Source organism: Paraglaciecola polaris LMG 21857, assembly GCF_000315055.1.
In the GTDB taxonomy this organism is placed as follows: Bacteria; Pseudomonadota; Gammaproteobacteria; order Enterobacterales; family Alteromonadaceae; genus Paraglaciecola; species Paraglaciecola polaris.
Genome location: NZ_BAER01000083.1, coordinates 1 through 26,126, shown reverse-complemented (window position 1 = coordinate 26,126; position 26,126 = coordinate 1). Strand labels below are relative to the sequence as shown.

Genomic DNA, 26,126 nt, shown 5'->3' with positions numbered 1-26,126 from the left:
AAGAGCGCTTTTTACTATAGCTCAGAGGTATATTTTGCAACATTATATTAACAGACACTAAACGTAGAATTTACACATACTTATATGGTTTATATTCAGAGCTGATCAAGTGGCGCTGGAAATACGTCAATGGCATCCGTAATCAGCAGACTTTTTAAGGTGTCACTATTTTGGGGAGCAAACTTTTGGATTTGCGCAAAGAGTAATTCCATCGTCGCCATAGCATCGTCTAGGGCGTTGTGCGCGGGTACTGCAGGTAAATTATAACGCGCACGGCATACAGGTAATACAACAGCATTCGGCGGTGGTGGGCGTAAATTTCTAGTCAACTGGTATAAACCAAAGCGCAAGGTGTCTAGCGTAACTACGGTAGGTAAAGGAATATTCAACTTCTTAAATACACCGTTTAGAACCGTCATGTCCAAACCAGTACAGTGAAAAACCCAAATGTGGCTGCTGGCATATTGTTTCAACTCTTCAAGCGCAATACGCACTGGTTGGCCTTGGGCGATATCTTGGGCTGTTAAGCCGTGTATGACTGGGCTTTGGTTTAACGAGGCAGTCGTTGACACGACTTGGTAGAAACAGCTTTGCATCGCTATCTGCTTACCCTTTCCTTCAACCCAACCAATTGACAGAATTTTAGTATCGTTTAGGTTAAGTGAGGTCAATTCTAAATCTATACACAGAAAAGGTATTTCCCTCAACGGCATATTTAACCACTCTGGAGGTATTTGTGGTTTAGGGGCAAACCACTTACGTATTTTTTGCCACATTAAATATCCCTCTTAGTCTCGATTAGCCTAACCCGCCGGCAAACTTAAACACGGCAGCTTGCTGAGTACGGCGAATAACCCGCATGGCTTCTTTTAATTGGTACTTCTCAATGGACGATAAGTCACTGATTGAGACGTAGTTGTCGGTGACTTTGTTTTGGATTTGATGACGCCAGCGTAATCGATTAAACAACAACCAAATATCCCGTAGATTTTTGACATCTTTACTGGATAATCCCGAATGCGTTAACAGTCCATCTAAACGATGGGGAATAGACGGCATAGTTAAGCCGTTGGCTAAGGAGTATATACGCACTAAATTATTGATGATCGCCACGCCGCTGTTTTTCAAATCGATACAATCTTTTTTCCCTAAGCCCTTTTTGTAAACAAATTTTTGAAACATAGATAAAGGAACATGCCCTTCACTTGCGTGGCGCGTTAAGGCCGCAATAAATCGGGACTGTTTGAGCAGTTCTTTACGTTCAGTATGCAATTGATTGAGTAAAAAACGATTCCCTGCAACCGCACGTACATCAAGAAAAATATTACAGTTTAAAATAGCTTGAGGGCTTGGCTCTCTTACCCAAGACTCCGCTTGGGCGACCGCCTGTTCTACCGATAAACGCAATTCTGGGTTACTGGCCATAATATTGCCAGTACACAGCTTGATCCCGCATTTATCAAGTCCTCTGCACACGTACTCGGCCATATCGGCAAAATACTGTGCTTGTTCAGGATTCGGCTCTGTCGAAAATAGCATGCCATTGTCTTGATCAGATCCCATCGTTTGGTCTTCTCGCGCTTGCGAGCCATAAACCAACCAACAAAACGCTAACGGTGCTTCACCATGTTGTTGTTGAAAAAAACCAATCAGCTTGCGAGTCATGATATCGGTTGCTTGAGATAGCACTTTGCCCGCGATATCAAAATCACCTAAACGTTTGGCATGTTTAGAGAAGTAATGAGGAAGTTGCCAAGACAATCGTGTTAAATCATACAGAGAAGGGGCTTTGGTAAGCTCGTTAATAACAAATAATACATTACCACGTTGGTGGCGGATCATGTCGCTAGCGGTCAACATGCCAAGTGGCACACCAGTATTTTTATCGACAACCGGTAAATGATGAACATTGTGCTCTGTCATCATGCATAGCGCGTCAAATAAAGTGCGCTGATCATTAATTTTCACTGGATCTCGGGTCATGACCTCACTGACCGATAGGTTTACATCGGTTTGCTGGGCGACCACTCGATTGCGTATGTCTCTGTCAGTTAATATACCGACCAAAGTTTGCTTATCCGTTATCACCAGCGACGACACGCTGCTATGGGACATTTTCTGCACGCCTTGCAGAATACTGCTGTGGATATCTTCACTCACGACCCCATCCGATATAACCTCTCGGATCGGTTTATATAACCACATAGACTTGGAATCATCTACCTGCTCAGTGTAAATTTGCTCTGAAGTGTAATTTCGAAAAAATATCTCAATACTAGGATGATTTTTAGCGCATTGCGCAAAACCCTTTTTGGGAATGCAATAGACTAAGCCTGGACTGTCTACTTTAACCGTGATCTCATTTGGTTGTTTTTGCCATAAATTATCACACCCAAAATAATCTCCATCACTGACATGACGCTCAGCTTCTGCGGAGTCTTGCACCGAGTATTGACCATTGTAGATGAGAAACAATGCGCCCTGTTGTTGCTTTAAAATACCGGTAACATCTTCTTGGCTAAAGTAGGCAACAGTAATAGATTGCGCCAGAACATTGATTTCTTGTTCGTTCAATGAATCAAAGGGAGCGGAATCACGCAGAAATTCTAATGTATGCTGGGGAATATGATTCATAACTATTTTCTACCAATAACTAACAATAAAGCGCAGAACAAAAGAATACCTTAGTTATCGATAAATTCGGTACATATTAATGAAGAAGTGCGCTTAGTGGATTGCGTTTATTAATGCAACAAATGCGCTTTCGGGTTGTGGCTTAAAGAAATGAAAACCTTGGATCGCTGCGACGCCCTTATCACTAAAGTACGCCCGTTCTTCGAGAGTTTCTACCCCTTCAACGACGCACTCCAACGAAAAGTGCCGGGAAATATAAATGATGGCTTCGACAATTACCTGATTATCTGCACTTTGATCAATTTTAGCCACAAAACTACGATCGATTTTGACGGATTTTAATGGCAACTTATGCAGATAAGATAACGACGAATAACCACTTCCAAAATCATCCAACATAAAATGCAAATTGTGAGCGGCTAAGGCATTCATAATACTGATAGCAGTGGTAATGTTTTCCATGGCTACACCTTCCGTTATTTCTAATAGCAAGTATGAATGAGAAATATTATACTCATCTATCACTGCTAATATCTGCTCAACAAAATGTGCTTGGCTGAACTGGCGAGGACTAATATTGACACTGATGTAACGTAATTTACCCCTATCAAACCAATCGCGATTCTGCGCGATCAACTCGCAAGTATGCCTTAAAACCCAAAGTCCAATATCAACAATAAGCCCGGATTCCTCCGCTACCGGTATAAAGTCTTGCGGACCGACCCAGCCTAACGTTTCGTCATGCCAACGTATTAATGCCTCAGCGGCCACAACCTTACCGTCAACATCCACGAGCGGTTGAAAATATAAGCTAAACAATTGTTCACGTAGTGCGATATGAAGGCGTTGCTCCACACTAGAACGAAATGCTGACATTACTTGTAATTCTTGACGATAGAACATGTAACCGTTACGGCTCGTATGCTTAATTTTGTACATAGCAACATCTGCATGTTTGATGAGATGTTTAGCCTGCTCACCAATGGTTAAGTTCGCACTCAATTCAGGAGAGGGAAACAAAGCAATCCCTATGCTAAAACTGGTATACACAGAACAGTGAGATAGCTCAATACTCTCACGCGTAATGTCGAGCATTTTATCGGCTACCTTAGTTGCCCTCGTCACAGCGCTTTGCTCATCACTGCCTATATTGCTCAGTAACAAGATAAATTCATCGCCACCCACTCGCGCCAAGGTATCATCACGGCGAATGCAGGTTTTCAATTGACTGGTAATATTGATCAGCAATTCATCACCTACAGAATGGCCCGACGTATCGTTGATTAACTTAAATCTGTCCAAGTCAATAAAAAATACCGCACCAAACTGCCCCCGCTGCTGAACATTTATCAGCAGGCTTTGCAAATTGATGCTTAACATTTTACGGTTAGGTAATCCGGTTAATACATCCTGATAGGTTTGCCTTCTAAGTTGTTCTTCGATTGCCTTACGATTCTTGATTTCATCAACAAGTTTTTGATGCTCCAAACAGGCTTGGCAACTCACGGCTAAGCGCTCAAACAGCGGTAGCAGTGCATGTAACACTATGTCATCTATGGGTTGTATTCTTCGCTCAAAGCTAATCGCGCCAAAATGCGGAATTTTAAACAGATAAAAGAAGCTTTGCCCTTTTTTGTGGCAAAACGTCATCATGTCCAATTGATTAAACTGGTATACCTGTTCGACCAACCAGTCGTTCACTTCGTCAGATCTATGGTCATAGGGATAACAAAGCAAATCATTTTCTTTGCCAGCCCTAGGGGCCTCCTTAAACACAACGGCTCGGCGTAGACTTAAACGCTTTTTTGCTCTGTCTAAAAAAAGTTGCAGCATTTTGTCTAGATTGAGATCCAAACCAATGTGCATAGCCAGTTCGTGCTGAATTGAAATGATTTGGAGAGTACGGCTCATTTCGGTCATCTATATTCTAATCATAAATCTAAGCAATAAAGTGCAGTAACGCAGAGCCGTGCTCATCATCTGACCCGTTCCTCAGCGTTGACTCGAGCTAGTGCCGTTACAGCAGTTTTATTATGCAAACTCAATATACCGCTTTCATCTAGGGCAATCTCGCCTAACACTAACCCGCCAACAAGCCGATGATGCTGGCCCAGTTCAGCATGGATTTGCTGTAATTCGCGAGTAAATTCGTCACGCAGAAACAATTGCCGACTCACACAATCGAACAATATACAGTCACCCATATGTTGTGTAGATATCATATTAACAAGCGTATTTCTCACCGCTCCTGATGCTGCTGAAATTAATTTTTGCGCGTCCCCGCGCATAATATACAACATGGTGTTTTCCGGTATGTCTCCAGCACAAATCAGTCCTTTTTCATCAACTTTAATGGGATCGCGAATAAGGACTGTGTCGTCCAGCCGTGCTAAGCCAAAAGGAAAGGTTTTCGCGATATCAAAAAAGTCGTGCTCATCAAATAACAGGGAGCTGTGCTCTTCGACCACACGTTGATAAAGTTTGTCCGCGGACTCAAAATTGAGTTCAACAATTCGGTTATCATCGACTTTGTTCGCTAAATAAGGACCCGCGAGCACTTCCCAACCATGCCCAACGGCTAAATCCCATTCAGTGGTCATTTCGACCAATAACATGGCATCTTGATGCATACCTTTAGGGCTGAAAAGACAGGGCTGCGGATGAAAGGCTAAGGTACCTGCTCCGCCGCCGAATACGCAACAATCATCAGATATCGAATGCAGTACCTGTTGTAAATAACCATCGATTTGCCTTGATAAGGCATCCACCATAATCACAACTGAGTGAACAGACGAGGAAGTTAAGCTTACATTTACGGAATGAGGCGAGATGTTTGAAATATTTTCAATTACCGAGACATGTATATCATTGGCCAACCCCACCGCCAAAATCCCTTTAGGCTCGAATCGAGAGTTGACGATAAGACCAGGGAATACCCCACCGAAGATTGGCACTTTGAGTTTATTTACCCATAGGTTAAACGTTTCCCCCCAAGATGCGGCCTTATCAGTGCACAGGAGCATGATCCCCTTAGGATTACTGGACATCAGCAGGCTCACACTCTCGGCTAACGCTTGAACTGTCACATCCGAGGTAAATCGTACATCGGTAAATACCGCCATCAACGTCCTTGTCACTGCAAAAAAATTTTAAATGTTTGATATGACAACAATAATAGCTAAAAACGCTTAAATTACCAGCGCTGAGTGACGACTGCTCAACCAGAAGTTGGCGGAAAATAAAAAGCGCCGGAACGAGTGGGCGCTTTTGTAGTAAAGGGGTATTTTTAACACCCCGATATTGATTGTATCGCTACCGATTCGTTAATGCGCAGTTGCCTCTCCCGCACCTTTTGGATAACGAATATCCTCGACTAATTGCTGGATCTCTTGGGGGGCTTCCTTCGTCATTTTAAAGACCAATAACGCCACAGCGAAATTAACCAACATACCGATTGCTCCAATGCCTTCAGGCGAGACACCAAACCACCAGTTTTCAGCCACATTGGCTGCTGGGTTAACAAACTTAAAGTAGATAATATACGCAGCAGTAAAACCTATTCCGGCGAGCATGCCAGAAATAGCGCCTTTGTCATTCATACGCTTCATGAATATCCCCAAAATGATGACAGGGAAGAACGACGAAGCTGCTAAGCCGAACGCAAAGGCAACTACTTGTGCGACAAATCCGGGCGGATTAACACCAAAGTACCCTGCAATAACGATAGCAACGCCTGCCGCCAGACGGGCATAAAACAGCTCTTTTTTATCCGAAATATTTGGCATTAAATTACGCTTTAATAAGTCATGGGATACCGACGTTGAAATAACCAACAACAAACCTGCTGACGTAGAAAGCGCTGCTGCAATACCACCAGCTGCGACCAAAGCAATCACCCATGCTGGTAGATTGGCAATCTCTGGATTGGCCATGACAATAATGTCCCGGTCTACGTGCATTTCATTGCGCTCATCACCTGAATAGAACATTTTACCATCTTGGTTTTTATCGTCCCAGCTGATAAGTCCCGTTTTTTCCCAGCTAGTGATCCAACTTGGTGCTTCGCTGTGAGGTGTGCCGGTAGCCACTTGTTCATTAACCGTTGGGCCATTAATGGTTTCTATCATGTTTACACGTGCAAATGCAGCGATAGAAGGCGCAGTAGTATATAAAATAGCGATAAATAACAATGCCCAACCCGCGCTCTTACGGGCATCACGCACTTTGGGTACGGTAAAGAAGCGTACAATGACGTGGGGTAATCCAGCGGTTCCCACCATGAGAGCGGCAGTAATGCAGAACACATCGAACGTGCCTTTTGTGCCGGACGTATACTCGTTAAATCCCAGCTGGGTTGAGAGCCCATCTAATTTGTCGAGCAGGTACACACCTGACCCGTCCGCCAAGGACGCGCCAAAACCTGTTTGCGGTAACACATGGCCTGTTGCCAGTATTGAGATAAAGACAGCAGGCACCAAGTAAGCAAAAATCAGTACGCAGTACTGTGCAACTTGGGTGTAGGTTATACCTTTCATGCCGCCAAGCACTGTGTAGAAAAATACGATTGCCATACCGATAACAACACCGGTGACAATATCCACTTCCAAGAAACGACTGAAGACCACACCAACTCCGCGCATTTGACCTGCTACATAGGTAAAACATACAAATATCGCGCAGATAACCGCCACCGTACGTGCAGTTTGAGAATAATAGCGGTCGCCTATAAAGTCCGGCACGGTAAACTTACCAAACTTCCGCAGATACGGAGCAAGACACAAGGCAAGTAATACATATCCTCCGGTCCAACCTAGTAAATATACAGCACCGTCGTATCCCATGAATGATATAAGCCCAGCCATCGAGATGAAAGATGCTGCTGACATCCAATCCGCAGCCGTTGCCATACCGTTAGCAATCGGGTGAACTCCGCCACCTGCCACATAAAATTCTTGTGTAGACCCAGCTCGCGCCCATATGGCAATGGCTATATATAATGCGAACGACGCGCCTACGATAATAAAGGTTAATAATTGAACATCCATAGCCCTGCTCCTATTCTTCGTCGACGCCGTAGCGCTTGTCGAGTTGATTCATTTTGTACATGTAGATAAATATCAACGCGACAAAAACATAAATTGCGCCTTGCTGGGCAAACCAGAAGCCCAACTTAAAGCCAAAGACCTGAATTTGGTTGAGTACGTCCACCAGCAAAATACCGAAACCAAAGGACACAACAAACCAAATAACCAGTAGTTTTGCCATCAGAGCGAGGTTCTCCCGCCAGTATGCTTTTTTGTCGTCTTCATTTCTAAATGCCATGTTGTTTCTCATTCAAGGTTAATAAGATGTAAATAACTTTAGTCTTATGTTTTATAAGACGGAATGAGACCATGGTCTTACTGGGTGATTTAGTGCAATAGGCTGTGCTAAAGTCCTGATAAATAAACGTCTTACGCCGAAAATAAGTTGAGAGTTTTATGGCACTAGGTTGGATGGTACTCGCCATCATCTATTTAACGGGCTTGTTTTGGGTAGCCAAATGGGGTGATGGCAATAGTGCGCTAGCAAAACGAATAAGCTCGCATCCAGCGATTTACTCGTTAGCTTTGGCCATTTATTGCACCGCATGGACGTTTTTTGGCTCGGTAGGTGAGGCATCTAGAGATACTTGGGATTACCTACCCATATTACTCGGGCCTATGTTGCTGTATCTATTTGGATATCGATTTTTACGCAAATTGATTGCCGTAAGCAAACGTCAGCACATCACCACCATTGCTGATTTTATTTCATCACGTTACGGTAAACGTCAAACTATCGCCTTACTCGTTACTTTGATAGCGCTACTGGCGACCATTCCTTATATAGCATTGCAGCTAAAAGCGGTCGGTTCAGCATTTTTAATGTTTTCAGGGCAAACTCACGCTGAGTTAGTCGTACTGGGTGCCACCACTTTTATCGCACTATTTTCCATTTATTTTGGTACTAAGCACACAGATGTCACTGAGTATCGTCGGGGTTTGATGGTTGCCATTTCTTTCGAGTCGGTGATAAAACTATGTGCACTTATTGCGGTCGCCACTTTTGGTTATCTAGCCTATAGCCAAACTTCTAGCGCACCATTACTTGGCAAATTTACGACCTACGAAGCAATGGACAATATTTTGTCGTTTTCGTTTGTGGCCCAAACCCTAATGGCAGCTGGTGCTGTGGTGTGCCTACCCCGGCAATTCCATGTCGCCATTGTAGACAACTTAAAGCTCAGTCACTTAAAAACTGCACGCTGGTTATTCCCACTTTATCTTTTGTGCATTGCGGTCCTGATCCCCATTATTTCTGCCGCTGGGGATGAAATGTTTCGCTATACAAGCCAAGAGCCCGATACCTATGTTTTGGGTATGGCAATCAACAGCGGCAGTATATTGTTGCAGATGCTGGTCTTTGTCGGCGGGTTATCCGCTGCTACAGCCATGATCATTGTCGCTACTTTGACCCTTAGTACCATGCTAACGAACGATGTCATTTTACCGAACTTACTGTCAGAGCATCGCAGCGCCAATGCGCCCCCGAATTTCACTAAACGTATTTTATTGATCCGTAGGTTGGTGATTGCTGGAATTCTGTTTTTAGCTTTTTTGTATTATCAGCAAATGACTGACAGCCGCTCGTTAGCTTCTATCGGCTTAATTGCTTTTTCCTTAGTGATACAACTTATGCCCGCCATAATCGGCGGTTTGTATTGGAAACGTGGTCATGCACAAGGTGTTTATGCGGGCTTGATGGTCGGGATAGGCTCGTGGATATTATGGCTATTGCTGCCGTTATTAAACGACTCTGGGCAGAATTTGTTATTAAACGACACGATTAATGCCGTAGCCATTTATAGTTTACTCGCTAACACCCTTGCCTATATGTTGTTTTCATATGTGGCCGATGTGCGTTTAATCGATCGGATCCAAGCTGAAGCTTTTGTCACCACCACAGATGATAAAAGCAAGCAGCACAATACACCGCGCACCCACACTACAGTTGAAGATTTGCAAACCCTATTGAGTACCTTTTTAGGTGAAAAGCGCTGCCGTCAATTGCTCAGTGATTACCAGCAACGAAATGGCCAAATACTCAACCCCGCCGAGTCTGCCAGTGAAGAGTTTGTGCTGTTCAGTGAACGGGCGTTAGGTGGAGTCATTGGTGCGTCTTCTGCCAAAGCATTAGTAGACAGCGCCATTAGCGGCAAGAAACTCAATTTCGAAGAAGTCGTTAACTTTTTCGACGATACAACCCAGGCAATACAATTTAACATGAGTGCCTTAGTCGCCTCCCTTGAAAGCCTAGAGCAAGGCATAAGTGTGATCGATCGGGATCTCAATCTAGTCGCGTGGAATAAAAGCTACTTAGCACTTTTTAGTTATCCAGCAAATATGATCCGTGTGGGTCGTCCCATCGAAGACTTAGTCAGGTACAACGCTCAACGCGGTGAATGTGGCTCTGGGGAAGTAGAGTATTTAGTGCATAAACGACTTGAGCATATGCGTAAAGGCACCAGCCATCGATTCTTACGCCAACGAAGTGATGGACGAACATTGGAAATGATTGGCACGCCTTTGCCTGGCGGTGGCTTTGTCACCAGTTTCAATGATGTTACTGAACACATTGAGACCCAACATGCCCTCAAAGAAGCGAACATAGATTTAGAAAATCGCATTCAAAAACGTACACAAGAAGTGCAAACCATCAACGCTGAATTGAGATCTGAGATACAAAGGCGTGCCCAAGCAGAAACACAATTGGTGAGCGCTAGAAGCACTGCTGAACAGGCTAATGCCAGTAAAACACGCTTTTTGGCACTGGCCAGCCACGATATTTTACAGCCACTCAATGCCGCAAAACTTTACCTTGGGGCGCTGCAAGAAGCCGTATTAAATGACGACGCCCGGCAAACTGTGGGGAAATTATCAAACAGTATTCAAGCCAGTGAGGCATTAATAGCGACATTACTGGATATTGCACGACTCGATCAAGGTGAACTTCAGCCTGAGCCTCACGCAACCAATGTTCAAGATGTGTTACAACCACTTGTGGCTGAGTTTGAGCTTATTGCCGAGCAAAAAGGGTTACAACTGCGCTCGCGTATTCCTGAAATATGGGTAAAAACAGATCGCACTTATCTTTACCGCATCATGCAAAACTTCCTGTCAAATGCGCTGAAATATACAGAATCAGGTGGTGTGTTGGTATCAGTCAGGCAACGGGGAGATAAAGTATTATTCCAAGTATTCGATACTGGCACGGGTATCGAACCACAACAATTAGATAAGATTTTCAGCGATTTTTATCGTGTCAGTGGAAACCAGCAACAAGGAGTTGGCTTAGGTTTAGGAGTCGTGCAACGGCTAAGCGCAATTTTACAAGCCAATCTGCGCGTTAGCTCCAAGCTCCACCATGGTAGTTGCTTTAGCATCCAATTACCCCTTTGTGAACCTCTCAAAGCCAAGCCCGTTATGAAAGTTAACAAGGTGGGCTTACATGAACTAAAAGTGCTGTGCGTAGACGACCAAATGCAAAATCTCGATGCCCTGCAATCCTTACTGGTGAAATGGAAAGTTATCGCGCATTGCGCGCAAACGCCCGCCGATGCACTAGCCTCTCTTGGTGACTTTACACCGGATGTCATTTTAATGGACTTTCAATTAAGCAGTGATGTAGATGGACTACAACTTATTGCGTTATTAAGAAGGCAGCTCGCAGAACAAACACCAGGTCAGGTTCCGGCAATACTGATCACTGCGAACATTGAAACTGGGCTGATTGAACGCTGCCAAGAACAGGGCTGTGGATACTTATCTAAGCCAGTTAAACCCGCTAAGTTGAGGGCGTTGCTGCAGGCGGCTCAAGCTGAAGTTGCGAGGCAATAAGCACGGCTTGAGTACGATTATTAATATGTAATTTCTTGAAGATCGCAGTCACATGGGCTTTGACGGTAGCAGTGGCAATATCGAGGTTATAGGCAATTTGCTTATTCAGCAATCCATCACGCATGTAACAAAGTACCTTGTACTGAGCAGGCGTTAAACTTGCTATTTTGTCGGCCAGTTCAGTAAAAGCGTTGTCCAACTCCACGCCGTCACTGGCATAACCTTCAGGTAGCCAAATATCACCTTCAAGCATGCTAGTTACTGCATGCGCAATCTGCGCCGCCCCCGTTGTTTTAGGGACAAAACCGAGGGCTCCGAGGTTAATCACCTTGGTAATGATAGTCGGTTCATCCAAGCCAGAAACCACGGCCACCGGCAGCTCAGGAAACAACTTACGGATGTGAATTAAGCCAAACAAATCACCGCTACCCGGCATATGTAAATCAAGTAGCAGTAAATCGATGTCTGAGTGTTGTTCTAATAACGCTACGGTTTGCATCAGATCGGCGGCTTCTAACAGTTTTAAATCACTGAAAGACATAGTCAGAGCTCCGCGTAAAGCATCGCGGTACAAAGGGTGATCATCTGCAACAAGTAGCGTTATCATATTTGGCTGTTATTTTTACTCGACGCTAGCGATTTAAACGCTGTTCTATCAACGTGTCAACTACACTTGGGTCAGCCAAGGTGGAAGTATCTCCCAGTTGCTCATACTCATTTGCCGCAATCTTACGTAAAATACGGCGCATAATTTTACCAGAGCGTGTCTTAGGTAACCCTGCAGACCATTGAATAAGATCAGGAGTCGCAATAGGACTCAACTCTTTACGTACCCAATTAGACAACTCTTTGCTTAGTTCATCCGTGACCTCGACACCCTCGTTAGGCATAACATACACGTATATACCCTGACCTTTTAAATCATGGGGATAACCCACTACAGCCGCCTCCGCTACCGCGTAGTGAGACACTAACGCGCTCTCGATTTCGGCGGTTCCTAAACGGTGACCAGAGACATTCAGTACGTCATCAACACGCCCAGTGATCCAAAAATAATCATCCTCGTCACGCCGAGCACCATCTCCCGTGCAATACGTGCCCGGATAAGTCGTGAAATACGTTTGCACAAAGCGCTCATGATCGCCATAAACAGTCCGCGCTTGCCCTGGCCAACTGTCTTTTATGATCAAGTTGCCTTCAGTAGCGCCCGCTAATTCATGACCTTCGCCGTCCACCAATGCGGGCTGTACCCCGAAAAATGGATGACTCGCGGCTCCTGGCTTCATGGCGGTTACGCTTGGCAGTGGCGTGATCATGGCGCCACCGGTTTCGGTTTGCCACCACGTATCCACAATAGGACAACGAGACTGACCAACCGTAGTGTAATACCATTGCCAAGCTTCAGGGTTAATGGGCTCGCCAACAGAACCGAGTAGACGCAATGACTCACCACTAATTCCCTCGACAGGGAAATCTCCGTGAGCCATTAATGCACGAATAGCAGTCGGCGCAGTATATAGAATGTTGACCTTGTGCTTATCGATTATCTGACCGATACGGCGCACGTCTGGATAGGTCGGTACACCTTCAAACATCACACTTGTTGCACCATTCGCTAGAGGCCCGTACACAATATAACTATGACCCGTTACCCAACCTACATCGGCCGCACACCAATACACTTCACCGGGTTGATAGTCGAACACGTACTTATGGGTCATTGATGCCCAAACTAAATAACCACCCGTGGTGTGTACGACACCTTTTGGTTGCCCAGTTGAGCCAGAGGTATACAAAATGAATAACGGGTCTTCAGCGTTCATCGCCTCAGGAGGACAATCCGTTGAACAATCAGCGGTTAAGTCATGCCACCAGATATCATTTTTACCCCAACTCACCTCGTTCCCCGTATGCTTGAACACGACAACTTGCTCCATACTTGGACAATCATGCTCTGCAAAAGCAGTATCTACGTTAACTTTAAGCGGGATATGCTTGCCAGCTCTTAAACCTTCATCGGCAGTAATCAACACCTTAGCTTGACAATTGTTCACGCGATCGGCGATAGCATTAGGTGAAAACCCACCAAAAATAACCGTGTGTACCGCGCCAATTCTGGCGCAGGCTAACATGGCATATACAGCCTGTGGGATCATCGGCATATAAATGGCAACCCTGTCACCTTTACACACGCCTAACTTGCGTAAACCGTTCGCAATTTTAGCCACTTCATCGTGCAAACGATGATAAGTAATAATGTCATGACTATGGGGGTCGTCACCCTCCCAAATAAACGCTGTAACGTTACCTCGTTTGGCCAAATGTCGATCGATACAGTTGTAGGCTACATTCAATTCGCCATCTTCGAACCACTTGATGCTCACATTGTGTGCGTCGAACGAGGTATTTTTAATTTTAGTGGGGGCTTTAATCCAATCGATTGTTTTGGCTTGTTCGGCCCAAAATTCAGTCGGTTGTTCCACCGACTGAGTATACATACGCTGATAATCGTCAGGTGTAAGGTGGCTGCGCTCTTTAGCGTGTGCTGGAACAGGATAGATTTGTTGCGACATAATTGACTCCAAAAACTGAATACACAAATAAGAATATTGAGCACTGTACTCGTAAGCACGTAAACCGGAATGAGACCTTGGTCTTATCCTTCAATTACAAATAGTCAAACAAAATAGCACAAGCCTCCATAATATTTAACAATCCTCTAGTCTGCGCGCCTAACATTTAAAAGCATGGCGATGTGTTCGCCCCCATCAGCACTATCTGGTGTTTTCCCGTAAAATTCAGCATACGACCCTGGTCTCATAGACCATGCGCTTATAGCGAGTTGTCAAAACCTGTTCCAAAGTAATTACCGCCTCAAATCATAACGATGGAAATCAAAATGACACTCACTCGGCAATTTACTCACTTGGTAATTAGTGGACTCGTAGTCAGCTCTATTATGGCCGCTTCATGCTCTAACGCTAACCCGTTACAAGAAACCTCTTTCACATTTAGCGGTTATATCAAAGCCGATGCAATGGTTAGCCAATATAGTGATGGCACATTAGGCTCAGGCAGTATTGGACGAGATTTTTATATCCCTAGCCTCACGCCAACTGGGGGAGTAAAAGAAAGTGCTCAATTTGACGCCCATATCAAGCAATCCCGTTTTCGCTTTACGACCACTACCCTGCTCAGTAACAATGATAAAATCACCGGTGTGCTCGAGTTTGATTTCCATACCACCCCTGACGGTAACGAGCGAGTAAGTAACTCCTACCAACCACGTATCAGACACGCTTTTTTAAAATACAATAATTGGTTGATCGGACAAACCTGGTCGACTTTTCAAGACGTTAGAACACTCCCAGAATCGCTAGATTTCATTGGTGTAACCGACGGCACGGTATTCGTCCGTCAAACTATGTTGAAGTACACATCAGGTGCATTCGAAGTATCTTTAGAGAATCCAGAAACAACGGTTTCACCATTTGGCGGGAACGGGCGCATTGTCACCGATGATAACTCAGTGCCCGATTTAGCTGCCCGCTATACCTTCAACCAAGCCTGGGGCCATGTTGCAGTAGCAGGTCTAGTCCGCCAACTCGCTTACGAAAACAAGCAAAATGGCAATGACATTGACAGCGCTGAGGTAGGGTATGGACTGAGCATCACCAGTAAAATTAAATTGGGCGAAGATGACCTGCGTATCATGGCAAATATTGGCACGGGTTTAGGTCGATACATCGCCCTTAATGCAGTAAACGGTGCCGTATTGGATGCCAACAATGAACTTGACGCCATTAACGTTCGTGGTCTTACGCTCGCTTATCGCCACTTTTGGGACGAAAAATGGCGCAGTACTTTCAGTTATGCTGTGTTCAGCGCCGACAACGATACAACTTTGACTGGTGTAAATGTGCTTAAAGAGACTTACAGCGTAAGAGCAAATATTCTTTATTCCCCTGCTCCTGAACTGACCTTTGGCGCAGAGTATGCGTATGCACAGAAAACCCTTGAATCAAATATAGACGGTGATATGAATCGCCTTCAGTTTTCGGCCAAATATGCGTTTTAAGCACGATAGGTCACCTGCATTACGAGCTTAAACTTGCAGCAAATCCCAACTTGCTTGCTCGTTTTGCGCCATCATCTTTTTGCTGGCGCTTTTTTATCTTCAGCGTGCCCCGTAAAAAAGTCTAGGGGTTCGTCCATTAAGCTGATTTGTTCCATATTCATCCCATACGTAATAAACTTCGTTCATTATTTTAAGTTAAGTGAACAATACATTATGAAAATTGCCATTTTAGGTGCAATGGATGAAGAAATTACGCTGCTAAAGCAATCAATCCGTCAGTTGCAAGAACACAAACATGCTCACCTCACTCTTTACACCGGGCAACTTAATGATGTAGACGTGGTGCTGGTAAAATGCGGCATCGGTAAAGTCGCGGCTGCCGTTGCTACCACAATCATAGTCGATAAATTCGCTCCTGATTACGTGGTCAATACCGGTTCTGCTGGCGGCTTTGACCAAGCCCTCAGTATTGGCGATGTCGTTATCGCTAACGAAGTCGTTCACCACGATGCCGATTTAACCCATTTTGGCTATGCGCTGGGGCAATGTGCAGGTATGCCTGAAACCTTCGTCTGTGACCCCACGCTTATTGATGCAGCTGAACAGGCAGCACACTCATTAGGAGAAGTCAAAATCAAACGCGGACTTATTTGCACTGGCGATGCGTTTATTGGCAGCGACGAAGCCGCTGCTAAATTATTGGCTAATTTTCCAACAATTGCGGCAGCTGAAATGGAAGGAGTTGCGATAGGACAGACCTGTCACTTACTTGGTGTTCCCTTTTTAGTTATTCGTTCCTTATCGGATATAGCAGGGAAGGCTTCCACTGTTTCCTTCCAAACCTATTTAGAGCAGGCCGCTAAGCACTCTGCAATGTTGGTAATGGGTATGATATCAGCGCTCAACAACCAACATCATTCAGTCTAATAACCTTGCCTAGTGACATTGATGCATTAATGAGTTCCCCCTTACTTCAGCCTGTTTGGGTGCTGGGGGTGGTCATGCTGATTGAAAGCGTGCTGCGCTGGCCTGACCGCTTCCACCCTCTGAGCTTTGCGCGCATTGTGGCGGATCGAATGGCAGACAAAGTCCACCCATCAGCGGATAGAGATGCATTACAACAGCGCATATCTGGCACATTAGCTCCATTAGTTTTAATAAGCCCGATAGCAATAATATTAGCCATTTTTACCAATATGGCCGAATTCCCACTCTTTTTCGACGGACTTCTGCTGTTAGTTGCACTGCAATACCAGTCCATACTGCTGCGCGCTAAAAAAGTGCAACATGCCCTTACGTCCAACAAAAAAGTCCTCGCCAGACAAACCCTAGACCCAATGGTCTTACGTGAGACAGCATCGCTTTCTGAGGTGGGAATGATTAAAACCTGTATTGAAAGTTTACTGCTGCGCTTTCATCAGCAATACGTGTTTACGATTGTAGTGTTTTTACTATTTGGGCCGGTTCTCGCGTTGTCAGTTCGTCTGACTTATGACTTCTCTCACTGCTGGAATATCAAGCTCAAGCGCTTCAGATATTTTGGTCAACCTTGTGCCAAGTTTCTTGCAATTATTCAATGGTTGCCACTGCGCATGTCAGCTGCGATTTTTGCCTTGTTAGGCAACGTATCTCATGCGTTCAAGGCGTTACGTGCCTTACCCGCGTCGAGTAGCACCCATCAAGTCGTACTCGCGCTACATGGTGGTGCATTAGGAGTACAGTTAAGTGGCCCGGTTATTTATGATGGATACAAAAAGCGCTCAACCAAGTGTGGCGGCCAGCGTTTTGCTCTAACCCACGATATACAAAGTACGTTCAATCATATTCTGTTAGCTAAATTTTCCCTTTGGGCATTAAGTTTATTTGTCGTCGGTGCGCTATACGGATTAAGTCAATAGCATGACTATGCAAAACTCATGAACGCTTTGGTATCTTATGTGATAAACCTTACCCGGTTGTTCATTTTAACGATTTTTTATGTTTGTTTTATAGCGCTAAGCGACGCCCATGCAGAAATAGCAACCCAAGCGAAACCTAGCATCATCAGCTTGGCGCCACATACCACTGAATTAATCTATGCGTTAGGTGCAGGTCAACAGTTGTTGGCGGTCAGTGACTTCAGCGATTTTCCAGAACAAGCGCAATCCTTACCCAAGGTTGCCAGTTATCATGGGCTAGATTTTGAACAAATATTGCGTTTATCTCCAGATCTCATCGTAGCTTGGCAAGGTGGCAATAAACCGCAAGATTTAACCAAGCTAGCAACCTTAGGGTTTAAAGTGTATTTGTCTGGTCCTAAGCAACCTGCTGGAATTTCACAAGATATACGTGCATTAGGAGCCTTTATTGCTAGAGCTCCGGAAGCAGAAGTACTGGCGAGTGACTTTACGCGTCGTTTATTAAGCTTAAAACAGCAGTTTGCGGGCGCTCCACAAGTCGATGTATTTTATTATATGTGGCCGACACCACTGATGAGCATAGGGCCAAACGCTTGGGCAACACACCTGCTAGAAATTTGTGGTGCACACAATGTGTTTGCCAGTGCCCCAACTGACTATCCACAGGTCAACATAGAACAAGTCGCGCGCAAGCAACCGACCCTCATGATTGCAGCCATGCACGTTTCTCCCGACGAAGCAGAATCGTTCTGGCATGATAAACGCGATCTGATACCCGCCCCTGTAATTGTCGTTAATCCCGATAAACTCCACCGCTTTACCCCCCGCCTCCTTAATGGACTGACCACTTTGTGTAATAAAATACGCAACAATGGGTAATGTTTTTCCTTCCACTTGATAAATTCTGTTTTTGCTTCTAGAAAATCATTAAGCGAACATCGGTCCAAATCATCAGAGCGGTATATGCACCAAAAGTTTGCGTTCAAAACTGCCTTAGGTAGTTGCTCTATTCGCGTTTCAAAGGATATAGTTGTTTCTACATTTAGCGGTGCCTGCTGCGATCTGATTGCCCAGCGTTATGTAAGAAGTTTGACTCAAATCGTTAAGGAATTTAACGGTCTCCCTTGGGCCTACCTTGGTAATGCGCAGCTTCATCTCGCCGCCACTCCCCAAGCAGAGCGTTATCTGCAAGAGGCATACATCATGGCGGTAGAAAATAACTGCGTCGCTGATGCCTATTGCTTAACGTCTGTGGTGGGTATATCCCAGCTCGAAAACCTCCGTAAGCAAGTCGGGATTAGTACGCCAATTAAAGAGCGCCTATTTGATTCAATCTCATTGGCCAAGCGTCAATTAGAGCAAGAGCTTGCCGTGCATTTACCTGCAACCATGGTAAAGACTGGGTAAGTAGTATCATCAGAGCGTAGGCACAATTTCAATCTGTGGCATAATGCCCGTATGCTTTACTGATCAGGCTGCTTCAACTACATGAATATTACGTTAACCACCCCAGCCATGTTATTTCCGGCGATTTCTCTGCTTTTACTGGCTTACACCAACCGTTTCTTGACTCTGGCAAGCACGATTCGAAATCTTGACCCAACCCAAGATCAAGAAAATACTCACGCGCAAATTAATAATTTACGAAAACGTATTCAGTTGATTAAACGCATGCAGGAATTTGGCGCGTTTAGTTTTTTTCTGTGTGTGCTGTCCATGCTTGCTATATACGCCAATTATCAGACTATAGGCAGCAGCATATTCGCAGGGAGTTTAGTGTTGTTGTTATATTCGTTGGGTTTGTCGGTAAGAGAGATAAATATCTCAGTAGAAGCACTGGACTTGCATTTAAGTCATTTTAATCTGGATAGAAAAAAGCGCAAATATTCCCGAGAAAAATCACAATAAGAACACGCGGTATATTCAACTAAATGAGTACACCGCCGTCGTCCATTACGCTATCGTCACACGGGCAAACTTACGTTTCCCTACTTGAAATACGGCTTGTTTAAGTGATGTGAGCAATACTTTTTGATCCACCACTTTTTCGCCATCCATTTTCACCGCGCCTTGTTTGATCATACGCATGGCTTCCGAGGTAGATGCCACCAAGCCTGTGTCTTTAAGCAAATTGGCAATAGCCATGCCCTCGTCCCCAGGGACAAAATTAAATTCTGGCATTTCGTCGGGGATAGCATTTTTTTGAAAACGCTGAATAAATTCGTGATGCGCAGCTTCAGCAGCGGCTTCATCATGAAAGCGTGCAATAATCTCTTTGGCCAAGGCAATTTTAATGTCTCTTGGATTTGTGCCAGCAACAACTTGCTCTTTGTATTGCTTAATTTCCTCAATGGGCTTAAAGCTAAGTAAATCGTAGTAACGCCACATCAAATCGTCAGAAATTGACATTATTTTACCAAACATATCACTTGGTGAATCAGTAATACCGATATAGTTGCCCAGCGACTTAGACATTTTTTGTACGCCGTCTAACCCTTCAAGCAAGGGCATCATCAAAACGGTTTGTGGTCGCTGACCTTGGCCTTTTTGCAGCTCGCGCCCCATTAGTAAGTTAAAACGCTGATCGGTACCACCTAACTCTACGTCAGATTCTAGCGCGACGGAGTCCCAACCTTGCACAAGGGGATATAAAAACTCATGGATGGCAATGGGTTGGCCATTTGCGTAACGTTTTTTAAAATCATCACGTTCAAGCATGCGCGCAACAGTCTGGCTTGACGCCAGTTTAATCATGCCTGACGCACCTAAGCTTTCCATCCATTGTGAATTAAAGCGAATGGTTGTTTTAGCAGGATCGAGGATTTTAAACACTTGTTCTTTGTAAGTTTCAGCGTTGGCGAGTACGTCTTCTCGGGTAAGTGGCTTACGAGTGATATTTTTACCTGTCGGGTCGCCAATCATTCCAGTAAAGTCACCAATGAGGAAAATAACTTCATGTCCAAGCTGCTGAAATGAACGTAGTTTATTGATTAAAACTGTGTGGCCAAGATGCAAATCAGGCGCTGTAGGATCAAAGCCTGCTTTGATTTTTAACGGTTTGCCTTCTTTTAACTTGGCAATCAGCTCTTCTTCCAACAATATTTCTTCAGCACCACGCTGAAGCTCAGCAAATGCGCTCTGCCAATCTGCCATCTTAGACCCTTATCAATTTGTGAATATGAAAAATTTTAAGCAAGCATTTTACGTTGCAGAGACTGGTATTGAAAGGGCGTATAAGGATTAATCAGCTTAATATTGCCGCCCATGCGACGTTAAAACGTACAAAAAACGACCTCCCTATAGAAAATACTGCTCAATCATTATATTCTGCACACTTCAAAGTCGTATGAGTTGAATTTTCCCGTGGTACAAAAAGCTTTTTCACAGTTACCTAAAGCCCATAAATGGGCCGTTATCTCCCTCGCATTCATCGTGCTAGTTCTGGCTTTATTTCCTTCAGATCGGGCCAGTGCGTCCCGTAATACAGAGGCTGCACTGCTCGAAATAGGCAAGCGCTACGAACTCCCTATTGCTACCGAACATCTAGTCACTAGCACCGAGGCAGAGATAAATGATGACCTCGAGTGGAAAACCTTTCAGGTTAAACGGGGTGACACTTTAGCCAAGATATTTTCACGTGCAGGGTTGTCGGCCAGGGATACATATAATGTCAGCAGCGCTGGCGATTTAGCTAAAATGTTACTTAAAATTCGTCCTGGTCAGTTGGTGTCTTTGCAAATTGATAATGACGGCGAATTTTCTGGCCTAGGTTATGCCTTTTCGAATACTGAAACCTTGCTTATTCAGCCAGATGAAACCGGTAAATTAGTATCCAAAGTAGATAAAAAGCACGTAGACACCCGCTTAAATTACGCCCAAGGCGAAATCAATAGCAGTTTCTGGAATGCCGGTGTAAAAGCGCATTTGTCAGAAAGTCAGATTATGGGTCTTGCGGCTATTTTTGGTTGGGATATCGATTTTGCCTTAGAGATACGTCAAGGTGACAACTTTAACGTCGTGTTTGAAGAAAAATACATAGATGGTGAGTTTGTTGAGTACGGCGATATCGTATCCGCTGAATTCACCAACAGCGGAAATACGTTTACCGCCATTCGTTACTCTGATGGAAACTATTACACCCCTGAAGGCCGCAGCATGCGTAAGAGCTTTTTGAGGGCCCCTGTTAGCTTTAAATACATCAGCTCTAGCTTTAAAAAACGCCGCTTCCACCCAGTACAAAAGCGTTGGAAAGCTCATCGTGGAGTGGACTACGCGGCGAGCCGAGGCACGCCGGTTATGGCTGCAGGTGACGGAAAAGTTATTCGCTCGTCGTACGACAAGTACAATGGCAACCACGTGTTCATTCAGCACGGTGAAAAGTACGTTACGAAATATCTGCACTTTACTAAACGAAATGTCAAAGTCGGGCAAAGCGTAAAACAGGGCGATATAATCGGTACCGTTGGCTCTACTGGCTTGGCATCTGGCCCGCATCTTCACTACGAGTTTTTAGTCGACGGTGTGCACCGCAATCCTCGAACCGTTGCCCTGCCCAAAGCATTACCCATAGCGCAAAAAGAGCGAGCGGCTTTTGAACTCGTCGCAAAACAACAACTGGATCTACTAAGTACCAGTAAGCGCATTATGTTGGCAATGAATTAACGCGCACTTTATTGGATGCCTAGTGTAAGCGATACACTGGCAAAACTACGAATCTGATAAAGAATGGCAGCCTAACAACTAGCTAGATGAAAGCTTTTAGCACACCTTATTTTGCGCTTCCTGCACTGAAAAGCACAGGTCGTGAACTCTTTAATAAGGCTTGCTTGCAATGTCAGGTCGCGCTTATATGCAAAAGGCACCCAAACTACCTTGTGATCTTCACGGCTAAAAGTATTGCACTGCATATAGAGTAATTTTCAGCGACTGAAGCCGTTTATATCTTTGCTGCGGGAGCGACAAAGTATGCTCCCGCTTTGTAAGGTGAGCTCAACCAGTGAACCAGGCTAGCCAAAAAACCATATTCGGCACATATTGCCCTCATCATCGATGAAAGAAATAATAATGCATAAAAAAAACAGTCGCCCACTAGATACCATCGACTTAGCCATACTTGCAGCTCTATATGAAGACGCTCGTACGACTAATAAAGACATTGCCAAACGGGTAGGTTTAGCGCCGTCGTCATGCCTTGAGCGGATTAAACGGCTGCAAACAGAACACATTATTCAGGGTGCTTCTTTGCAGGTTGATTTAAATGCGTTAGGTGGTCATATACAGGCAATGATCTCTATTCGGCTGTCAGACCACAACCGCTTAGCAGTAGACGAGTTTGTGGCCGAACTACTGCCCTTACCAGAAGTGCTAAGTGTTTTTCATATGGGAGGGAATATCGACTTTTTACTCCATGTGACCGTCACTGATTCGAGTCATCTACGTGATTTTGTGTTTGATCAGCTCACCGCTAGACCTGAGGTTAATCACGTAGAGAGCGCTTTGGTTTATGAACATAGAAGTTCTCAGCAGTTACCTCAGTTTTAACACTGAGTATTTCGAGGTTATAACTCGAAATACTCGGTAAAACACTTATACAATTGGGTGCCACTCAAAATAGAAGCCGAAGGAAAATGTAACATAGGGATCAAATCGCATTCAGCCAGCATCAACTCCGTCGCATTAGGGGTATCTAACTCATCTACGTTAAGTAATTTAGCCAAAGGTTGCCCCTTTTTGACTGTCTCACCCGGTTTTGCTAAATATTCCACCATGCCGCCCTGCTGGGTATACAGAACTTTATAGTTTTTCAACATAGTCGCGATACGGCGCATGGATTGCGGTTGAACATCGCTCCCTAACAAACAGCCTTTGGCATTAAGGTACGCTAAAATGCTGTCGGCATCATATTCGCCTTCAGAAAAGTTAATCACCTCTTGGCTGCCCATTTCTAACGTAAAAGCTTCAACGCCAAACTCAACCAATTGTTGGCGCTTATCACTGAGTAATGTTTGTAACGTCCACCAAGGGCAAAAAGTGGCTTCGTCTAATGCTCCCGCGAATTTATTTGGGATCAGGATAACGTGCGGAATATTAAATAAGCTGGCTGATGCTTTCGCGTATTCAGGCACATAAATATGTCTGGTAGAAACAGGACCATTATGTAAGTCGAGTACGAAGTCAGCATCAAACGCCAACTGCTGTAGTTTCAAATTTAGTCGCTGTGCCAAACCTATGCCCCAAGGTTCTTCCAACTTATCCGCCAATATTTGTTTGATCTGCTGACGAAAGCGCTCTTTTATCTGCTCTATTGATTCCTCGTCTTGCACGCTTTGTGCAAAATCGTGGATCAAACTCTCATCATAAAAATAGCCTCGGTTCCAATTCGTACCGTTGACTGGGTCGAAGCGTCCTAGGGTATATTCTCCGGCTTTGATATTGGTACCCACGGGATTACAGTTAGGTACCAAGATGACTTCGCCGCGAATGGGTTGTTGCTTCAAAAGTTGAATCAGGTGATAAATAACCACATTTCCTTGTATATAATATGTAAAATTAATACAGGTTACTAATAAATATTTATAATTATTAACAACTTAATGGTGTTTAAGTATCTATTTTTTAATCCGTCATTTTTTTAAAAAGATACTTTAGTTTTTGGTTTAGATGTCTAAAAATAGAGCAGTATTAAGATAACTTGAATTTTTTAGGATACTTTACCGTTATGCAGAAACTGGAATCCAATACTACTTATTGTGAGTGCATTTATACTATCCCAAGATAAATAGTCATTGGCTGAAACTTCCTTTTTGTATCAAGGTGCTATGTTCAAACATCTTGAGCTATACCACCAAACTTATTAAACATTACCTTGTAGCACTAGTATTGAATATGAAAAAATAATGGTCCTACTGTCAGCATGAACTAAGTAAAGTACCGTCATAATTCTATTTGATGGAAAATCAAAGGTAATTCCAATGCAGTCACCCAACGTAACGTTTTCAAAAGAATACCTTGTAGTCGCCCAAAACGCATCTGGTAGAAATTTAAATGTGCCAATCTACAAGTTTGTTAGCAGTGTCCCTGGTCCTAAAGTATACATTCAGAGCTCCATTCACGGAGCGGAAGTTCAAGGAAATACAGTATTACTACACATCTTAAAGGCTCTCCAAAGTGCTAATTTAAGAGGAGAAGTTACATTGGTACCAAATTGTAACCCCGTTGGTAGTAATTTGAAGTCAGGTGAGTATACATTGGGGCGGTTCGATCCAGTAAATGGTCAGAACTGGAATAGGGCATATCATTACAACGAGGACTTAATCGCAGAATTCTCTGAAAAAATTAACCCTGAAAATTCTATAGAAGAAATTAAATACGAGTATCGACAAAAACTGACGGCCTCAATAGAAAAAAGACTCGAAAATGAATGGGGTTTGGGGCTCGCAGAGTGTTTAAATTTAAAGTTACAGCTTATGGCTTTACACGCCGACATAGTTTTAGACCTCCACAATGGACCTGTCTCGACAAGACATATTTATGTTCCGGAATATGCAAAAGAATCTTCAAAATATTTTAATATTCCCCACGTTATTCTGATCCCTAACAAGTTTTCTGGTGCATTAGACGAAGCGACTTTTTGCCCATGGTGGTCCTTGAGTGATTCACTACATGAGCGATTTCCCGGGGTTAATTGGGATTTTGGAATTGAGGCATTTACAGTTGAAATGGGCTCTCAGGAGGTAATTGATATTGATGCTGGAAAAGTCGATGCAGATGGTATTTTATGTTATCTCTCATACAAGGAATGCTTTGTGACTCCGCTAGAGCACCCTAAGATTATGACACGCCAAGCAGTTTACCTGAAAGACTATAAAATAATGTATAGTCGTTTCGGAGGAATGGTCGAATATGTTGCGAAGCCAGGGCAGTACATAAAGAAAGGCGAAGTGATGGCTCGTGTATTGAATATTGATGAGCTAGAAGGTGAAGATGCTGTTAGTAATGTTAACGCTCCATGTGACTTGATACCTATATTACATTTCCCTTCGGCTAGCGTGCTGGGTGGTACACAAATATATAAGTGCTTTACCAATTACTTTAAAATTTAGACTATTATCAGCATCCGGCAGCATTCACTTATCATTCTGCAATGAAGCAGCTGATCGCTACTCTGATACGTAAACACCTTTTTACGCTATTCATTAGTCGTTCTGTTGTGGTCATAAGCCGAATACTCGAACGCTGATTCAATGTCTGACTTCTCTATGGCTTCGTCCACGAGACTTTTAGATTTTCTGTTCTACGAACTTCTACTTATTTGAGGATCAAGCCCTCCATCGTCTACAAGCTGCTAATAGCAATAAAAAGTATCGTGAGATCCAAGCATTTTTTACAGGCTTACGATACATTCATAAACTCTTCGGCTAAATAAATTAGAGCCGCTTTATTTTTAATGATTGCTGATCTTCCTTTAACTATGAGAAATCGCCCCCTAAGTTTATGCTTGCCGTAAAGGTAGTGCCTGCCTAACACTCAGCTATATCCAACTATGAGAAATCGCCCCCTAAGATTATGCTTGCTGTAAAGGTAGTGCCAGGCTAACTC

General features: G+C 44.0%; 20 protein-coding genes and 1 pseudogene. 11 read left to right on the top strand and 10 right to left on the bottom strand.

The annotated features are described in order from the left end of the window. Nucleotides 1-95: 95 nt before the first annotated feature. The 6 genes from GPLA_RS14735 to GPLA_RS14710 form a co-directional block, all read right to left on the bottom strand. On the bottom strand, nt 96-776 hold the full coding sequence (locus GPLA_RS14735) for a 3'-5' exonuclease (protein ID WP_007105734.1): 681 nt from the start codon (nt 774-776) through the stop codon (nt 96-98). Between the two features lie 22 nt (nt 777-798). Further along, a complete protein-coding gene (locus GPLA_RS14730; protein WP_007105733.1) occupies nt 799-2,634 on the bottom strand; it encodes a DUF294 nucleotidyltransferase-like domain-containing protein in 1,836 nt (611 codons plus the stop codon). 93 nt (nt 2,635-2,727) lie between these two features. After that, nucleotides 2,728-4,545 carry a putative bifunctional diguanylate cyclase/phosphodiesterase gene (locus GPLA_RS14725; protein WP_226993120.1) on the bottom strand — a complete coding sequence of 606 codons (1,818 nt, stop codon included), beginning with the start codon at nt 4,543-4,545 and terminating at the stop codon, nt 2,728-2,730. 65 nt (nt 4,546-4,610) lie between these two features. Continuing rightward, complete coding sequence (locus tag GPLA_RS14720; RefSeq protein ID WP_007105731.1) at nt 4,611-5,756, bottom strand: FIST signal transduction protein; 1,146 nt, start codon at nt 5,754-5,756, stop codon at nt 4,611-4,613. A 201-nt stretch (nt 5,757-5,957) separates the two neighbouring features. After that, nucleotides 5,958-7,679: a sodium:solute symporter family protein gene (locus GPLA_RS14715; RefSeq protein WP_007105730.1), complete on the bottom strand. Its 1,722-nt coding sequence runs from the start codon at nt 7,677-7,679 to the stop codon at nt 5,958-5,960. Nucleotides 7,680-7,689: 10 nt separating this feature from the next. Then, nucleotides 7,690-7,956: a DUF4212 domain-containing protein gene (locus tag GPLA_RS14710; RefSeq protein ID WP_007105729.1), complete on the bottom strand. Its 267-nt coding sequence runs from the start codon at nt 7,954-7,956 to the stop codon at nt 7,690-7,692. 158 nt (nt 7,957-8,114) lie between these two features. On the opposite strand from GPLA_RS14710, the gene GPLA_RS14705 reads away from it, so the two are divergent. Beyond that, nucleotides 8,115-11,552 carry a PAS domain-containing hybrid sensor histidine kinase/response regulator gene (locus GPLA_RS14705; protein WP_007105728.1) on the top strand — a complete coding sequence of 1,146 codons (3,438 nt, stop codon included), beginning with the start codon at nt 8,115-8,117 and terminating at the stop codon, nt 11,550-11,552. Here GPLA_RS14705 and GPLA_RS14700 read toward each other — a convergent pair. After that, nucleotides 11,500-12,159 carry a response regulator transcription factor gene (locus tag GPLA_RS14700; protein ID WP_040514935.1) on the bottom strand — a complete coding sequence of 220 codons (660 nt, stop codon included), beginning with the start codon at nt 12,157-12,159 and terminating at the stop codon, nt 11,500-11,502. The genes GPLA_RS14705 and GPLA_RS14700 overlap by 53 nt on opposite strands. Before the next feature lie 25 nt (nt 12,160-12,184). Beyond that, a complete protein-coding gene (gene acs / locus GPLA_RS14695) occupies nt 12,185-14,125 on the bottom strand; it encodes an acetate--CoA ligase (protein ID WP_007105727.1) in 1,941 nt (646 codons plus the stop codon). A 386-nt stretch (nt 14,126-14,511) separates the two neighbouring features. Here acs and GPLA_RS14690 point away from each other — a divergent pair, with 386 nt between their 5' ends. From GPLA_RS14690 to GPLA_RS14665, 6 genes are all read left to right on the top strand, one after another. Next, nucleotides 14,512-15,630, top strand: a complete 1,119-nt coding sequence (locus GPLA_RS14690; protein ID WP_153810574.1) for a DcaP family trimeric outer membrane transporter — start codon at nt 14,512-14,514, stop codon at nt 15,628-15,630. 213 nt (nt 15,631-15,843) lie between these two features. Continuing rightward, complete coding sequence (locus GPLA_RS14685) at nt 15,844-16,557, top strand: 5'-methylthioadenosine/adenosylhomocysteine nucleosidase (protein ID WP_007105725.1); 714 nt, start codon at nt 15,844-15,846, stop codon at nt 16,555-16,557. 29 nt (nt 16,558-16,586) lie between these two features. Then, nucleotides 16,587-17,528 (top strand): cobalamin biosynthesis protein CobD/CbiB, encoded by a 942-nt coding sequence (locus GPLA_RS14680; protein ID WP_007105724.1) that lies wholly within the window; start codon nt 16,587-16,589, stop codon nt 17,526-17,528. 39 nt (nt 17,529-17,567) lie between these two features. Beyond that, nucleotides 17,568-18,407, top strand: a complete 840-nt coding sequence (locus GPLA_RS14675) for a cobalamin-binding protein (protein WP_226993119.1) — start codon at nt 17,568-17,570, stop codon at nt 18,405-18,407. 84 nt (nt 18,408-18,491) lie between these two features. After that, nucleotides 18,492-18,935, top strand: a complete 444-nt coding sequence (locus GPLA_RS14670) for a hypothetical protein (protein WP_007105722.1) — start codon at nt 18,492-18,494, stop codon at nt 18,933-18,935. Between the two features lie 81 nt (nt 18,936-19,016). Further along, on the top strand, nt 19,017-19,436 hold the full coding sequence (locus tag GPLA_RS14665) for a DUF2721 domain-containing protein (protein WP_007105721.1): 420 nt from the start codon (nt 19,017-19,019) through the stop codon (nt 19,434-19,436). A gap of 45 nt (nt 19,437-19,481) precedes the next feature. On the opposite strand, the gene tyrS is transcribed toward GPLA_RS14665, so the two are convergent. Beyond that, a complete protein-coding gene (tyrS, locus tag GPLA_RS14660) occupies nt 19,482-20,681 on the bottom strand; it encodes a tyrosine--tRNA ligase (protein WP_007105720.1) in 1,200 nt (399 codons plus the stop codon). Nucleotides 20,682-20,891: 210 nt separating this feature from the next. Between tyrS and GPLA_RS14655 the strand changes: the two genes are divergently transcribed. From GPLA_RS14655 to GPLA_RS14650, 3 genes are all read left to right on the top strand, one after another. Beyond that, a complete protein-coding gene (locus tag GPLA_RS14655; RefSeq protein ID WP_007105719.1) occupies nt 20,892-22,190 on the top strand; it encodes an OapA family protein in 1,299 nt (432 codons plus the stop codon). An 86-nt stretch (nt 22,191-22,276) separates the two neighbouring features. Next, entirely contained in the window at nt 22,277-22,444 is a 168-nt protein-coding gene (locus GPLA_RS24355; RefSeq protein ID WP_153810573.1) for an anhydro-N-acetylmuramic acid kinase, read from the top strand. A gap of 148 nt (nt 22,445-22,592) precedes the next feature. Next, complete coding sequence (locus tag GPLA_RS14650) at nt 22,593-23,069, top strand: Lrp/AsnC family transcriptional regulator (protein WP_007105718.1); 477 nt, start codon at nt 22,593-22,595, stop codon at nt 23,067-23,069. 17 nt (nt 23,070-23,086) lie between these two features. Here the strand turns inward: GPLA_RS14650 and GPLA_RS14645 are convergent. Continuing rightward, nucleotides 23,087-24,064: pseudogene (locus GPLA_RS14645) on the bottom strand (peptidase M14); the annotation flags it as partial. 435 nt (nt 24,065-24,499) lie between these two features. On the opposite strand from GPLA_RS14645, the gene GPLA_RS14640 reads away from it, so the two are divergent. After that, the gene (locus GPLA_RS14640) at nt 24,500-25,630 is read left to right on the top strand and encodes a M14 family metallopeptidase (protein ID WP_007105716.1); all 1,131 of its coding nucleotides are present in this window, start codon (nt 24,500-24,502) and stop codon (nt 25,628-25,630) included. Nucleotides 25,631-26,126 lie beyond the last annotated feature (496 nt).

What these genes read in the sequence shown, in the direction of transcription:
- GPLA_RS14735 (WP_007105734.1), bottom strand. Translation starts at nt 776, where the DNA reads ATGTGGCAAAAAATACGTAAGTGGTTTGCCCCTAAACCACAAATACCT.
- GPLA_RS14730 (WP_007105733.1), bottom strand. Translation starts at nt 2,634, where the DNA reads ATGAATCATATTCCCCAGCATACATTAGAATTTCTGCGTGATTCCGCT.
- GPLA_RS14725 (WP_226993120.1), bottom strand. Translation starts at nt 4,545, where the DNA reads ATGAGCCGTACTCTCCAAATCATTTCAATTCAGCACGAACTGGCTATG.
- GPLA_RS14720 (WP_007105731.1), bottom strand. Translation starts at nt 5,756, where the DNA reads ATGGCGGTATTTACCGATGTACGATTTACCTCGGATGTGACAGTTCAA.
- GPLA_RS14715 (WP_007105730.1), bottom strand. Translation starts at nt 7,679, where the DNA reads ATGGATGTTCAATTATTAACCTTTATTATCGTAGGCGCGTCGTTCGCA.
- GPLA_RS14710 (WP_007105729.1), bottom strand. Translation starts at nt 7,956, where the DNA reads ATGGCATTTAGAAATGAAGACGACAAAAAAGCATACTGGCGGGAGAAC.
- GPLA_RS14705 (WP_007105728.1), top strand. Translation starts at nt 8,115, where the DNA reads ATGGCACTAGGTTGGATGGTACTCGCCATCATCTATTTAACGGGCTTG.
- GPLA_RS14700 (WP_040514935.1), bottom strand. Translation starts at nt 12,159, where the DNA reads ATGATAACGCTACTTGTTGCAGATGATCACCCTTTGTACCGCGATGCT.
- acs (WP_007105727.1), bottom strand. Translation starts at nt 14,125, where the DNA reads ATGTCGCAACAAATCTATCCTGTTCCAGCACACGCTAAAGAGCGCAGC.
- GPLA_RS14690 (WP_153810574.1), top strand. Translation starts at nt 14,512, where the DNA reads ATGGCCGCTTCATGCTCTAACGCTAACCCGTTACAAGAAACCTCTTTC.
- GPLA_RS14685 (WP_007105725.1), top strand. Translation starts at nt 15,844, where the DNA reads ATGAAAATTGCCATTTTAGGTGCAATGGATGAAGAAATTACGCTGCTA.
- GPLA_RS14680 (WP_007105724.1), top strand. Translation starts at nt 16,587, where the DNA reads ATGAGTTCCCCCTTACTTCAGCCTGTTTGGGTGCTGGGGGTGGTCATG.
- GPLA_RS14670 (WP_007105722.1), top strand. Translation starts at nt 18,492, where the DNA reads ATGCACCAAAAGTTTGCGTTCAAAACTGCCTTAGGTAGTTGCTCTATT.
- GPLA_RS14665 (WP_007105721.1), top strand. Translation starts at nt 19,017, where the DNA reads ATGAATATTACGTTAACCACCCCAGCCATGTTATTTCCGGCGATTTCT.
- tyrS (WP_007105720.1), bottom strand. Translation starts at nt 20,681, where the DNA reads ATGGCAGATTGGCAGAGCGCATTTGCTGAGCTTCAGCGTGGTGCTGAA.
- GPLA_RS24355 (WP_153810573.1), top strand. Translation starts at nt 22,277, where the DNA reads ATGAAAGCTTTTAGCACACCTTATTTTGCGCTTCCTGCACTGAAAAGC.
- GPLA_RS14650 (WP_007105718.1), top strand. Translation starts at nt 22,593, where the DNA reads ATGCATAAAAAAAACAGTCGCCCACTAGATACCATCGACTTAGCCATA.
- GPLA_RS14640 (WP_007105716.1), top strand. Translation starts at nt 24,500, where the DNA reads ATGCAGTCACCCAACGTAACGTTTTCAAAAGAATACCTTGTAGTCGCC.